Below are 13,512 nucleotides of genomic sequence, written 5' to 3'. Positions count from 1 at the left end.
CAAAAAGGGCTCCACCGCAGGAACGCGGCGGTGCCCTTTTTGTTGTTCATCGGCTGGTATGCTCAGCGCTTCTGATTCTCGGGCGAGGCCGGTGTGCCGTCTTTCAATCTCAATGCAGAGGCCGATGCGCTGCCGCGTGCATGGTCGTCTCGCGTGCTGGAGCGCTTTGGCGGCGGCAACTTCAAGGTGCTGCGCATGGACGGCACGCCGTATCCCGACGAAGTGCACGACTATGCCGAAGGCCTGCTAGTGATCGATGGCGAGCTGCGTCTGCGCATCGACGGCGAACCGGTAACCGTGTCGCGCGGCGAGCTGTACGTCGTGCCCGCCGGCGTGCCGCACAGCGTGGACGCCGGCAGCGCGGGCACGTTGGTTATTCTGGACGTGTAAGCGGGGCGCAGTGGGCCTCCGCGAGTTGCTTGATCCGCTGCAGCATCATCCGGCGGATCAGCCCGCTTGGTATGCGGATCAGCACCCAGTAAGGCGTGAAGCGGCGGCGCGCCGTTGTGTCGGAGCAATGCACGCACGAGCGCGTGGTCAGCAGCGTGCCGGCGCCGTCGGGTTCGGCGACGAACGTCATGACCAGCTTGGCGATGTTGGGCTCCGAGAACGCGCGAAATGCGCCGGCTTCAACGCGGACGAGCCCACCGGCGGATTCCCAGAAGCGGCCGACCAGGCCCAGCGCGAATTCGCGATCTCCATCGCGGCCGAGTACCGTGAAATCGTGCAGGCCAAATCCGGCATCGATACGTCGCGCACTGGGCTTGCCCATCGCGGCGGCGATGCGTGCCGGGATGGCGCGCAAGTGCAGGAACAGCCTGGCCAGCGGGAAATCACTGACGTCCAGTTGCGAAACCACGTCGAGCACGCGGGCGGGCGGGGCATTGACGCGTATGTGGTGCTGCTCGCTGAACTGATGCTCGGGAAGGAAGGTGTTCAGCAGGCTCATGATGATCCGTGGCGTGGTGTTATGCCTGCGGTTTTTCGCTGGCTGTTGTGGAAGCCGCGGCCGGGGCGAATGCGGCGTCGCGAGCAGGCGGTTCCGCCAGGCTGCGCTTCATCAGCCATGCAACACCCGGGATGCGCAAGCCGGTGGCGAACACCACGTCTCGCATCCAGCCTCCATATTGGGCCTGGAAGCACGGCGTGAGTGCTCGGCTAAGCGTCTGATAGGCCTGCACGGTACGCAGACGCCGGGCGTGATAGGCGAGGGCGCCATCGGTGGGGCCATGCACTTGCACGCACGCGGCGAGTGCCAGGGCATCTTGCGCGGCCAGGGTGGTCCCCAGGCCGAGCTGCGGGCTCATGGCATGGGCGGCGTCGCCGATGACGCAGTAGGGTGGTTTGGCCAGCGCGCGCGGCCATGTGTGGCGATAGACGGCGAAAGGCATATCGTCGTGGGAGCCAATCTGTTCGACCATGGGCGAGGCTTGCGGCCACAGGCTCAGCACATGCGCTTTCCACTGCGTGATGTCGGTCTGTCGCCAGGCGTCCACAGCATCACCGGGGAGGCTCCAGAACATCGATAGGCGAGTGCGGGTGCCGTCCACTTCGGTGGGCAGCAGGCCCATCATTTCGCGCGTGCCGCGAAAGCGCTGCTGCAGCACGCGCGGGTTCCAGCCATCCACCCACCCTTGGAACCACAGCGTGCCCCATCGGTAGGTACTCGACGGGCCGGCGAGGCCTGCGGGCTCACGCAGCGCCGAGGCCGCGCCATCGGCAATCACAAACAGGTCGAAGATCGATTCGCCCTGTGCGTGCGTGACCCGTGCGCGCGGGCCATCAAGAAGCAGTTGCTGGATCGCGCAATCAAAATGGAACGATGCGCCCGCGTGCAATGCGGCGTCATAAAGCATGGATGACAGCGCGTGGCGCGTGACGGCGCGGCCGGGCGTATCGGCGTAGTCGATGTCGAGCAGGCGCCAGCCGCGATGGCTCAGGCCGATCAGCCGGTCGATCGGCGCGCCGATGCCCTCCAGCTCGCGACCCACGCCGAGTGTCTCCAGCGCGCGGATACCCTGCGGCTGAATCAGCAGGCCCGCGCCCATGGCGGTCAGCTGCGGGTGCTTTTCGAAGACGTGCACGTCGTGCCCGTGACGGGCAAACGCGATGGCGGCGGCGAGGCCGGCGTTACCGGCGCCGGCAATGCCGATGGTCAGCGGGCGGGGTGCGGTCATGAAGGCGTGGCAGATCGTTTGCTCAGGATGATAACGATACGGCACGCACGTTAAGGCTGTTCGTGCACGCTGCGGAGATAATGCGCAGACCTCCCGCCCACCACCCCACCCGGACGCGCCATGCAGATCAAATGGCTGGAAGACTTCAAGGAACTCGCCAAGACACGCAGCTTCAGCCGCGCTGCCGAGAACCGCAACGTCACGCATCCCGCATTCGGCCGGCGGATCAAGGCGCTGGAAGAATGGGTGGGCACCGCGCTGGTCGAGCGCAGCGAGCATCCGGTCACGCTCACGGCGGCGGGGCGCTTGTTTCTGGATGCCGCGTCCAATGCCGTCGACGGCCTGAACGATGCGCGCTTGCTGCTGCGCGAGGCGCAATTGCCGGTGGCGCTCAAGATCGGCACAGGGCGCACGCTGGCGCGCACCTTCGTCCCGGGCTGGTATGAAACGCTGGCACGCCAGCGCGGCGTGTTTCCGCTCAGCGTGACGACCGGGGGCACGCAGGAAGGCGTACTCGCACTTGCCGATGGCACGGTCGATCTGCTGATCGCCTACGCCAGCCCGCAGGCCGATGCGTTGCTCGATCCGCGCAAGTACGACCATTGCACGCTGGGCAGCGAGACGCTGGTACCGGTCAGCGCGCCTGACAAGCGTGGTCGTGCCCGGTTCACGCTGCCGGGCTCGGCCGCAGCACCGCTGCCATGGCTGGCCTTTGCACGTGGGCTGACGTTGCGCCAAATGCTCGACAGCCACCTGGCCGCCGCCGACCGCAAGGCGCATCTGCAGCCCGTGTTTCAGGCGGATTTCTACGAGGCCGTGGAAGAGATGGCCCTGCGTGGATTCGGCATGGCCTGGCTGCCGTATCGCCTGGCCAAGCCGCACCTGAATGCGGGTGAACTTCGCCCCGCCGGCGATGACGCCTGGCACATCCACGTCAATATCCGCATGATGCGGGTGCGCAGCAACCAGAGCGCACTGCTTGACGAGGTATGGCAACTGGCCGTTGATAACGCCAATAACAACGCCCGCGCCGACCTCGCCTGAGGCGCATCGCAGAAAGCCCAACCTTGTGCCGAAACGGCACAAGCCGTCTGGGCACGGCACCTAGACTCCTCCGCAACCTTCGCCCGCCAGCGCTATTCAGCAAAACCGGCGGATCGGCACAGACCACGGGGAGACAACCATGCCAGCCCACACCCTCAATGCGAGCGGCGCATCCGCACGCGCCAGCGATACCCATCGACATCCCGCGCCCTGGCGTGCCGTATTGGCAGCCAGCGTTGGCAACGCGCTCGAATACTACGATCTGCTGATCTACGGCTATTTCGCCATCACAATCGGCAAGCTGTTCTTCCCGACGGGCGATGCGTGGAGTTCGCTGATGCTCTCGGTCGGCACGTTTGGCGTGTCGTTCATCATGCGGCCGCTGGGCTCGATGGTGCTTGGCAGCTATGCAGACCGCGTCGGCCGCAAGGCTGCGCTGACGTGGTCGATCCTGCTGATGATGCTCGGCACCGCGATGATCGCGTTTGCACCGACGTACGCGTCGATCGGGTTGTGGTCGCCGGCCATCGTGATCGTGGCGCGGCTGCTGCAGGGCTTTTCGGCCGGTGGAGAATTCGGTTCAGCCACGGCGTTCATGATCGAGCACGCCAACGGCAAGCGCATGGGATACAACGCGAGCTGGCAAGCCGCCACGCAGGGCCTTGCCACATTGCTGGCGGCGGGCTTGAGCGCATGGCTGACTTACGCGCTGACCACCGAGCAAGTGGAGTCATGGGGCTGGCGCGTGGCGTTCCTATTCGGCTTGCTGATCGGTCCCATTGGCGTCTACATTCGTCGCCACACGCCTGAGACGCCCGAGTTTGTCGCCATGCAGGCCGAGGCGCAGGGCGCGCCGCAAACGCATTCGCCGCTGCGCGATACCCTCACTCAGGGTTTGCCGGGGCTACTGCTGGGGGCGGGCGTGGTCGTAGCCGTCACCGCATTCAACTACGTGCAGAAGGTCTACATGCCGACCTATGCCATCAATCAACTCCACATCGCGACCAGTGCCTCGCTGGTCTGCACGATGATCACCGGCGCGATGCTGATGGTGATGGCGCCGGCGTTCGGGTTGTTGGCGGATCGTTTCGGCAGCATCCGCGTGGTGTCGATTGCGATGGTGGTGATTGCGCTGTCGACGTATCCGATGTTTGCCACGCTGGTCGCGCAACCGACGTTCTGGACGCTGCTGGTCATGCAGGCGATTGTGGGCGTGCTGTTGGCCGCCATCCTGGCGCCGTTGCCGGCGCTCCTGGCTGACATCTTCCCGACGCGTACGCGCGGCACGGGCCTGGCGCTGAGCTACAACCTGTCGGTAACGATCTTCGGTGGGTTCTCGCCGCTGATCGTCACATGGCTGATTGGCGTCACGCACATCAAGACGTCGCCGAGCTTCTATGTGTTTGCGACCACGCTGATCAGCCTGGTCTCGCTCTGGATGCTGCGTGGACGCGCTCGTGCGCACTGAACCTGAACAGACTTCTCGTAACACCCAAGGATTTCGCATGATGACCCTGGAGGCGCTGCGCGCCACGCTGCCGGTGTACCCGATCGAGCTGCACAAGCCCGATATCCACCGCTGGAAGACGGGTACGCACGACATTGATTACGTGCACACGTTCGATAGCGGCATGCCCGGTCCGCACGTCATGATCAACGCGCTCACGCATGGCAATGAGCTGTGCGGCGCGATTGCGGTGGATATGCTGCTGGCTGCCGGCGTGCGCCCGGCGCGTGGCCGGCTCACGCTGTCATTCGCAAACGTCGAGGCGTACGAGCGTTTTGACATCAACGATCCGGATGCCACGCGCTTTATCGACGAAGATCTGAACCGCGTCTGGTCGGCGGACAAGCTCGACGGCGCAGGCGACACGCTGGAACTGCGCCGCGCGCGTGAACTGCGCCCTGTGATCGACACGGTCGACTACCTGCTCGATATTCACTCGATGCATGAAAAGGCGGAGCCGCTGATGCTGACGGGTCCGCATGCGAAAGGCGTCGCGTTGGGCCGCCAGGTTGGCGCGCCTTCGCATCTGATGATCGATGCCGGCCACGCCGCTGGCCGCCGCTTGCGCGACTACGGCAGCTTTGGCGATGCCGCTAGCCCGAAGAACGCGCTGCTCATCGAATGCGGCCAGCATTTCGAGCGCACGAGCCGCGATGTGGCGCTGGATGCGTGCGCGCGTTTCCTGGTGGCGCTTGGCACCGTCGACGCATCGGCGGTATCGGAATGGCTGGGGATTGCGCCCGCGCTGGAGGTGCGTTGCATTCGTGTGACCGATCCGGTGGTCGCTAAATCCACGGCATTCCGTTTTGCGGACGACTATCGCGGTATGGAAACCATCGAGCGAGCAGGCACTGTCATCGCCACCGATGGAGACCTGCAGATCGTCACCCCGTACGACAACTGCGTTCTGCTGCAGCCATCGTTGCGACACCTGGCGCAGGGTGTGACCGTGGTCCGGTTGGGCAAGCCGGAAGGCACGGCCTAAGCGCCCAGCATGGTGCGCAATGTGCCGAGCACGACTTGGCGGCAGTTGCGCACCATCTTCTCTTCGGGATCTCGATAGCCGGTCAGAAGCCACGCCGCACCGACGTTGGTCAATGCACCCACGAGCGCGAGGCCGATGATGCGTTGATCGGCGCGCAGTTCTGCATCGTCGTCATTGTGCGTGCCGGGCAGTTGGGCGTTCGCCATGATCTGCTTGCCGAACTCCAGCAGGTTGCGCTGATAGGTTGCGTCCGTTTCCGGGCTCACGCCCATCACTTCGAGTAGCAGCACGCGCGCTGCGCATGAGTCTCGCAAGAACGCGAAAAACGCCTGCAGGCCGGCGTCGACACGAGCTTCCAGCGTGCCTTCCGCAGCCGCGGTGGCCTCCGACACCTGCGCGCGCAAGTCTTCCGCATGTTGCTGGTAGGTCGCGCGCAGCAGGGCTTCGGTGCTGTCGAACGCGGCGTAAAAGTACCGATCGTTGAGCCTCGCTTCCTGGCAGATCGCACGCACGGTGGCCTTGCGAAAGCCCACCGTGCCGAAGACGCGCGTGCCGGCGCGGATCAGCGCATCGCGGCGTTCTGCCGCGCGTGCTTCTGGCGCCACACCGCCATACGGGCGGCCCTTCTTGGCGGGCGCGTCGGCTGTTTCAAGTGTTTTCTCCATTTCGCTATTTGACGTCAGGACGGCCAAAAATTAAAGTGGTGATGAATCACACCACATTTAAGGCGAAATTTGCCGATCCCGCCCCCGGGGCTGCAAACAGGAGACCGCATGGACACGACGATGGAGCGAAGCGCCAACCCGGGCGCGCCCCGCAACCGGGCTGCCGCGCCGGATACAGACCTCGATGTGCTCATCGTCGGAGCGGGCCTCTCTGGCATTGGCGCGGCGTATCACCTGCGCGAGCGCTGCCCATCGGCGCGCTTCGCCATCCTTGAAGGGCGCGAAACCATTGGCGGCACGTGGGACCTGTTCCGCTATCCGGGTATCCGATCCGACTCCGACATGTTCACGCTCGGCTACAGCTTCCGGCCGTGGCACAGCAGCAAAGCCATTTCCGACGGTCAGACGATCCTCGATTACATCCGCGATACCGCACGTGTGTTCGGCATCGACAAATCGATCCGCTTCCGTCACAAGGTGACGGGTGCGAGCTGGGATTCCGCAGCGGCGCGCTGGACGGTGCAGGCCCTACGCAGCGATGGCTCGCGCGAGGAACCGGTGCAGTTCACCTGCAAGTTCCTCTACATGTGCAGCGGCTACTACGACTACGAAGAAGGCCACGCACCGACGTGGCCCGAGATGGATCAGTTCCGGGGGCGGATCGTCCATCCGCAGCATTGGCCGAACGATCTGTCGTACGCCGGCAAGCGCGTGGTGGTGATCGGCAGCGGAGCCACGGCCGTCACGCTTGTGCCCGCGATGGCCGGCACCGCGCAGCACGTGACGATGCTGCAGCGCTCGCCTACGTACATCGTCTCGCGACCGGAACAGGATGCCGTGGCCAACACATTGCGTCGCTGGTTGCCGTCGGGCCTTGCTCACCGGCTGGTGCGCACGAAAAACGTGCTGCTGACGATGTACTTCTACAGCCTCGCGCGTCGTAAGCCCAAGGCATTCAAAGACTTCATCATCCGCATGGCGGGCAAGCAGATCGGTCCCGGGTTCGACGTGCGCAAACACCTCACGCCGCGCTACAACCCGTGGGACCAGCGCCTGTGCCTTGTGCCCGACGGCGATCTGTTCAAGACGATCCGCGCGGGCAAGGCGTCGATTGCGACCGACGAGATCGCGCGCTTCACGCCGACCGGCCTGCAGCTCAAGAGCGGCGAGCATCTTGATGCCGACGTGATCGTCACGGCCACGGGGCTCAAGTTGAAGGTGCTGGGCGGAGCGGTCATCAGCGTCGACGGGCGCGCAGTGAACCTGGCAGAGACGGTGTCGTACAAGGGCATGATGTACAGCGGCGTGCCGAACCTCGCGTCGTCGTTCGGCTATACAAATGCGTCGTGGACGCTCAAGGCCGAGTTGATCGCGCAGTACGTTTGCAGGCTGCTCAACCACATGCAGTCCAACGGGTTTGATACCTGCGTGCCGCGTCTCGATGACGAAGCGATGAGCTGCGAGCCTGCCGTCGATCTGACGTCCGGCTACATTCAGCGTGCCGCCGCCATCCTGCCCAAGCAGGGCGACAAGCAGCCGTGGAAGTCGTATCAGAACTACGCACGCGATCTGATGATGCTCAAATTCGGCACGTTGGCCGACAGCGCCATGCAGTTCGAACGCCGCGCGCAGCCGATCGGCGCAGCACAGCCCGCCTAACCGCCTCCCGCATCGGGGACACTATGACCAGCACCATTCTTGGCGTCATCGCATTTGCACTCCTGGCGCCTGTTGCGTTTACGTTCTTCATCGCACGCCGCGTCACAAAGGGGTTTCCGCCTGAAGGCAAGTTCATTGATGTCGGGGCAGACCGCGTGCATTACACCGATCGCGGCCAAGGCCCCGCCATCGTGTTCGTGCATGGCCTGTGCGGCAACCTGCGCAACTTCGCGTATCTGGATATGGATCGGCTTGCGCGCTCGCACCGCGTGATCGTGATCGACCGGCCGGGGGCGGGGCGGTCCGTGCGCGGTGAGGATTCGCCGGCCAATATCTACGCGCAGGCGGGCATGGTCGCGCAGTGCATCGAGAAGCTTGGGCTCGACAAGCCCGTGCTGGTGGGGCATTCGCTTGGCGGAGCGATTTCACTGGCGGTGGGGCTGAACCATCCGCACGTCATTCGCCGGCTCGCGTTGATCGCGCCGCTCACGCATGCAGAGAGCGCGCCGCCCGGTGCGTTCGGGGGCTTGGTGTTGCCGTCGCCGCTGGTGCGCAGGCTGGTGTCATGGACGCTCGCGATTCCCCTGTCGATCATCAATTCTCGCAAGGCCATCGCCGCGGTGTTCGCGCCTGAGACCATGCCGAAGGATTTCCCGTTCAAGGGTGGCGGCTTGCTGGGGCTGCGTCCGCATGTGTTTTATGCGGCTTCGTCGGATCTGGTCTCTGCGCCGGAAGATCTGCCCGACATGGAACGCCGCTATGCCTCGATGACGGTGCCTGTCGACATGCTGTACGGCCGCGGTGACCGCATTCTCAACGTCAAACGCCAGGGCGAGGCACTCAAGCAGAAGCTCGACCGCGTGAACCTGCGCATCATCGACGGCGGTCATATGCTGCCCGTGACGCAGCCGGCGTTGACGACGGATTGGGTGCTGGCTGTTGCCGCTGCGGCGCCTGCGCGAGCCGAGGCGCTTGCCTAGCCCGGGGCCCCTTGTGTGGGGCTAGGGATGCACGGAAGCAGCAGAAAAGCAAAAAGCCCTGCCGAAGCAGGGCTTTTTGGTATTTGGTGGCGAATCAGGGACTCGAACCCCGGACCTGCGGATTATGATTCCGTCGCTCTAACCGACTGAGCTAATTCGCCGAAGAAGCGGGATTCTACCGTCTTCGGCGAATATGTCAACCCCCTGTCTCAATCATTGCGATAGATATCCACATCCTTGGTCTCGCGCACGAACAGCACACCGATCACGAAGGTGATGGCCGCAATCCAGATCGGGTACCACAAACCGTGATAGATATTGCCGTTCTGGGCCACCAGGGCGAACGAGATGGTCGGCAGCAGGCCCCCGAACCAGCCGTTGCCGATGTGATACGGCAGCGACATCGACGAGTACCGGATGCGTGTCGGGAACATCTCGACCAGCATTGCCGCGATCGGGCCGTAGACCATGGTGACGTAGATCACCAGGATCACCAGGATCACCAGCACCATGATCGTGTTCATCTGGGCGGGATCTGCCTTGGCCGGGTAGTTGGCCGCCTTGAGCGACTCGCTCACCTGCTTCTTGAAGTCGGCGATCTTGGCCTTGCTGTCGGCGTCGAAGTTCTGGCCGTCTGCCGTGCGGGTAGCGTTGAGCGAGGCGATCTGCTTACCCGCAATCGACACCGAGGCGACCGTGCCGGCCGGACCATCGACCGTCTCGTAGCTGGCCGACGATTGCGCCAGCGTGCGCTTGGCGATGTCGCAAGACGAGCGGAAGTCCACCTCGCGGGCGATCGGGCTGCCCTGGAACGAGCACTCCTTCGGGTCGGCCGTGATGGTGATCTGCGCAGTCTGCTGGGCGCGCTCCAGCGCCGGGTTGGCGTAGTGCGTGAGCGCCTTGAACAGCGGGAAGTACGTCAGCACCGCCAGCAGGCAGCCGGCCATGATGATCTTCTTGCGACCGATGCGGTCAGACAGCGAGCCGAAGAACACGAAGAACGGTGTGCCGATGGCAAGCGCTACGGCAATCAGCACGTTGGCCGTGAAGGCGTCGACCTTCAGCACCTGCGTGAGGAAGAACAGCGCGTAGAACTGGCCCGTGTACCACACCACAGCCTGGCCGGCGGTCAGGCCGAGCAGCGCCAGGATCACGATCTTCAGGTTGCGCCATTGGCCGAAAGCTTCCGTCAGCGGGGCTTTTGAGGTCTTGCCCTCCGCCTTCATCTTCTGGAACGCGGGCGATTCGCTCATCGACAGACGGATGTACACCGACGTGGCGAGCAGCAGGATCGACACCAGGAACGGGATGCGCCAGCCCCAGTCGTCGAACGCCTTGCCGGTCAGTTCGCGCATAGCCAGGATGACGATCAGCGAGAGGAACAGGCCCAGCGTGGCCGTCGTCTGGATCCACGACGTGTAGGCACCGCGGCGGCCGTGCGGGGCATGCTCGGCGACATACGTGGCGGCGCCACCGTACTCACCGCCCAGCGCCAGACCTTGCAGCATGCGCAGCGCGATCAGAATGACCGGCGCGGCGACGCCAATCGTGCCGTATGACGGAAGCAGACCGACGACGAACGTCGACGTACCCATGATGACGATGGTCACCAGGAACGTGTATTTGCGCCCGATCATGTCGCCCAGGCGGCCAAACACCAGCGCGCCAAACGGGCGCACCAGAAAGCCGGCAGCAAACGCCAGCAGTGCAAAGATGAAGCCCGCCGTGGGGTCCAGGCCCGAGAAGAACTGCTTGGCGATGATGGCCGCCAACGAGCCGTAGAGATAAAAGTCGTACCACTCGAACACCGTCCCCAGCGACGAGGCAAAGATGACCTTCTTCTCCTCCTTCGTCATGGGCGCGGGCTGCACACGCCCAGCGGGCGCGTTCGGTGCACTTTGCACGGTTGCCATGTTGTCTCCTGTTTTTTTTCGTAGGTCGTCCCGCTGGGCATGGACATGACAACGCAAACGCTTTTCGCCCGCGGAAGTGTCAACGATTGTGGGAGGCGAAACTTACGGTGTTCTGACAGACATGTGCCTTTCAATGCACTCGATTGGCGATCGAGATTTCAAGAAAATCAAGCACTTGGGCTCGCCTGAGTTGGGTGGCGGTGCATCGACCTGACCCTTACCGCAATGCGTGCGCCGCATCATCCAACAGCCACTTTGTGCCGGCAGTGCCAGACGGTATGTGCGCCTCCCGCGAATGTGCGTATGCACAAGATGCACGCGCTTGCCAGCGTCGTTTTGGGCGACGGGAGCCGCCCCGCGACCCATTTGGCGCCGGATGTCGCGCACTGTTTCTTAGGTTGTCTTGCAGCGCTAGGGAAAACCACTATCGCAGTAAACCGCCACGGACGGCGTGAGTAAGAGTTCAGTCAGTTTCGCTATCCAGAATCGCCGCACACATTCCAAAAGCAAACCAGGAGACAGGCGATGCAGGATGGATTGGTAGGAAAAATCGAGGCGCATCCGAAATATGCGCAACTCAAACAGCGACGCAACAAGCTCGGAATCGTTCTGACAGTGCTGATGCTTGCTGTGTACTACGGTTACATCGCGCTGATCGCGTTCGATAAGGCGTTTCTCGCCAAGCCCGTGGGTACAGGTGTGATGAGCGTGGGCGTGCCCGTCGGTATGGCGGTCATCATCTTCACGGTCGTCATTACCGGCATCTACGTGCGCCGAGCCAACAGCGAATACGATCAACTGACGCAGGACATCCTGAAGGACGTCGCCAAATGAAGAAGATGCTTTCGATCCTGCTGGTGGCGCTACTGGCCGCTGGCGCCTGCGGAGCAGCTCTGGCTGCTGGCGGCGATGTCGGACAGACCGCCAAGCAGGAAACCAACACCACGGCCATCGTGCTGTTCGCAGTGTTCGTGGCTGGCACGCTGTGGATTACGAAGTGGGCTGCCAAGCGTACGCGCTCCGCGGCAGACTTCTATACGGCGGGCGGCGGTATCACCGGTTTCCAGAATGGCCTGGCCATCTCGGGCGACTACATGTCGGCAGCGTCCTTCCTGGGCATCTCCGCGGCCGTGATGACCTCCGGCTACGACGGCCTGATCTACTCCATCGGCTTTCTGGTCGGCTGGCCGATCATCACGTTCCTGATGGCCGAGCGGCTGCGCAATCTCGGCAAGTTCACCTTTGCGGACGTGGCAGGCTACCGGTTTGAGCAAGGCCCCATCCGCAGCTTTGCCGCAGTTGGCACGCTGGTGGTGGTGGCGTTCTATCTGATTGCTCAGATGGTCGGTGCAGGCCAGCTCATCAAGCTGCTGTTCGGGCTGGATTACTGGATCGCGGTGGTCATCGTCGGCGCGCTGATGATGGTCTATGTGCTCTTCGGCGGTATGACCGCAACCACCTGGGTGCAGATCATCAAGGCGTGCATGCTGCTGGCTGGCGTGACCTTCATGGCGATCATGGTGATGGCGCAGTACGGCTTCAGCTTTGAAGCGCTGTTCGCCAAGGCCGTGCAGGTCAAGACGGCCATTGCAGCCAATGCAGGCAAATCGCCCGATGAGGCTGCCAAGATCGGTCTGTCTGTGATGGCGCCGGGCGGCTTCATCAAGGATCCGATCTCGGCCATCTCGTTCGGCATGGCGCTGATGTTTGGCACCGCTGGTCTGCCGCACATCCTGATGCGTTTCTTCACGGTGCCCGATGCCAAGGAAGCACGCAAATCGGTCTTCTGGGCAACCACCTGGATCGGCTACTTCTACATCCTGATCTTCATCATCGGCTTTGGTGCGATCACGCTGGTGTTGACGAACCCTGAGCTGTCCGACGTGGCCAAGGGCATCATCAAGGGCGGTGCGGGCACGGCCAACATGGCAGCCGTGCTGGTGGCCAAGACGGTGGGCGGCGATGTGTTCTACGGCTTCATCTCGGCCGTGGCCTTTGCCACGATTCTGGCGGTGGTGGCGGGGCTCACGCTGTCCGGTGCCTCGGCGGTGTCGCATGATCTTTACGCCACGGTCTTCAAGAACGGCAAGGCCAACAGCGCAGATGAACTCAAGGTGTCGCGCATCACCACGCTGGTGCTCGGTGTGATTGCTGTGTTGCTCGGCATCGCTTTCGAGAAACAGAACATCGCGTTCATGGTGTCGCTGGCGTTTGCAGTTGCGGCGTCGGCCAACTTCCCGGTGTTGTTCCTCTCGATGCTGTGGAAGGGCTGCACCACGCGTGGTGCGGTCATTGGCGGGTTCCTGGGGCTGATCTCGTCGGTGGGTCTGACGATCGTTTCGCCGTCGGTGTGGGAAGCCACGCTTGGCTATCCGAAGGGCTCGGCGTGGTTCCCGTACACGTCGCCCGCGTTGTTCTCGATGACGATCGGCTTCGTGGGCGTGTGGCTGTTCTCGGTGCTGGACAGCAGCGTTCGCGCCAAGAACGAGAAGGCGTCGTTTGCCGCGCAGCAGGTTCGCTCGGAAACGGGCCTCGGTGCGGCTGGCGCGTCGGGCCACTGATCGGCCACTGGCCACGCTGAT

Annotated in this window: 12 protein-coding genes and 1 tRNA gene; 8 read left to right on the top strand and 5 right to left on the bottom strand. The window is 63.5% G+C overall.

The window, feature by feature from the left end:
* Positions 1–93 precede the first annotated feature (93 nt).
* Positions 94–390: a cupin domain-containing protein gene (locus tag M1D44_RS11845; RefSeq protein WP_024976580.1), complete on the top strand. Its 297-nt coding sequence runs from the start codon at positions 94–96 to the stop codon at positions 388–390.
* On the opposite strand, the gene M1D44_RS11840 is transcribed toward M1D44_RS11845, so the two are convergent.
* Positions 374–949, bottom strand: a complete 576-nt coding sequence (locus tag M1D44_RS11840; protein ID WP_439004503.1) for a hypothetical protein — start codon at positions 947–949, stop codon at positions 374–376. The genes M1D44_RS11845 and M1D44_RS11840 overlap by 17 nt on opposite strands.
* A gap of 19 nt (positions 950–968) precedes the next feature.
* Positions 969–2,177 carry an FAD-dependent oxidoreductase gene (locus M1D44_RS11835; protein ID WP_316852735.1) on the bottom strand — a complete coding sequence of 403 codons (1,209 nt, stop codon included), beginning with the start codon at positions 2,175–2,177 and terminating at the stop codon, positions 969–971.
* A 120-nt stretch (positions 2,178–2,297) separates the two neighbouring features.
* Between M1D44_RS11835 and M1D44_RS11830 the strand changes: the two genes are divergently transcribed.
* The 3 genes from M1D44_RS11830 to M1D44_RS11820 all read left to right on the top strand — a co-directional run bounded on the left by M1D44_RS11830 (position 2,298) and on the right by M1D44_RS11820 (position 5,713).
* Positions 2,298–3,221, top strand: a complete 924-nt coding sequence (locus M1D44_RS11830; RefSeq protein ID WP_024976577.1) for a LysR family transcriptional regulator — start codon at positions 2,298–2,300, stop codon at positions 3,219–3,221.
* 139 nt (positions 3,222–3,360) lie between these two features.
* Complete coding sequence (locus tag M1D44_RS11825) at positions 3,361–4,689, top strand: MFS transporter (RefSeq protein WP_112185812.1); 1,329 nt, start codon at positions 3,361–3,363, stop codon at positions 4,687–4,689.
* Positions 4,690–4,726: 37 nt separating this feature from the next.
* A complete protein-coding gene (locus tag M1D44_RS11820; RefSeq protein ID WP_316852734.1) occupies positions 4,727–5,713 on the top strand; it encodes a M14 family metallopeptidase in 987 nt (328 codons plus the stop codon).
* On the opposite strand, the gene M1D44_RS11815 is transcribed toward M1D44_RS11820, so the two are convergent.
* Positions 5,710–6,378 carry a TetR/AcrR family transcriptional regulator gene (locus M1D44_RS11815; RefSeq protein ID WP_316852733.1) on the bottom strand — a complete coding sequence of 223 codons (669 nt, stop codon included), beginning with the start codon at positions 6,376–6,378 and terminating at the stop codon, positions 5,710–5,712. The genes M1D44_RS11820 and M1D44_RS11815 overlap by 4 nt on opposite strands.
* Positions 6,379–6,486: 108 nt before the next feature.
* Between M1D44_RS11815 and M1D44_RS11810 the strand changes: the two genes are divergently transcribed.
* The gene (locus M1D44_RS11810) at positions 6,487–8,037 is read left to right on the top strand and encodes a flavin-containing monooxygenase (RefSeq protein WP_024976573.1); all 1,551 of its coding nucleotides are present in this window, start codon (positions 6,487–6,489) and stop codon (positions 8,035–8,037) included.
* Between the two features lie 23 nt (positions 8,038–8,060).
* Positions 8,061–9,017, top strand: coding sequence for an alpha/beta fold hydrolase (locus M1D44_RS11805; RefSeq protein ID WP_316852732.1), 957 nt, complete (start codon positions 8,061–8,063; stop codon positions 9,015–9,017).
* A gap of 84 nt (positions 9,018–9,101) precedes the next feature.
* Here M1D44_RS11805 and M1D44_RS11800 read toward each other — a convergent pair.
* Together M1D44_RS11800 and M1D44_RS11795 are read right to left on the bottom strand one after the other, a co-directional pair.
* A tRNA-Met gene (locus tag M1D44_RS11800) sits at positions 9,102–9,178 on the bottom strand.
* A gap of 48 nt (positions 9,179–9,226) precedes the next feature.
* Positions 9,227–10,930 carry an MFS transporter gene (locus M1D44_RS11795; protein WP_316852731.1) on the bottom strand — a complete coding sequence of 568 codons (1,704 nt, stop codon included), beginning with the start codon at positions 10,928–10,930 and terminating at the stop codon, positions 9,227–9,229.
* A 525-nt stretch (positions 10,931–11,455) separates the two neighbouring features.
* Between M1D44_RS11795 and M1D44_RS11790 the strand changes: the two genes are divergently transcribed.
* Together M1D44_RS11790 and M1D44_RS11785 are read left to right on the top strand one after the other, a co-directional pair.
* Entirely contained in the window at positions 11,456–11,764 is a 309-nt protein-coding gene (locus M1D44_RS11790; RefSeq protein ID WP_024976570.1) for a DUF485 domain-containing protein, read from the top strand.
* Complete coding sequence (locus M1D44_RS11785; protein ID WP_045203694.1) at positions 11,761–13,491, top strand: cation acetate symporter; 1,731 nt, start codon at positions 11,761–11,763, stop codon at positions 13,489–13,491. Before M1D44_RS11790 ends, M1D44_RS11785 begins: the two co-directional genes overlap by 4 nt.
* Positions 13,492–13,512: the final 21 nt, after the last annotated feature.

The organism is Ralstonia sp. SA306 (assembly GCF_054792405.1).
The sequence above is the reverse complement of the archived record's forward strand: the minus strand, read 5'-3'. Positions and strand labels throughout refer to the sequence as shown.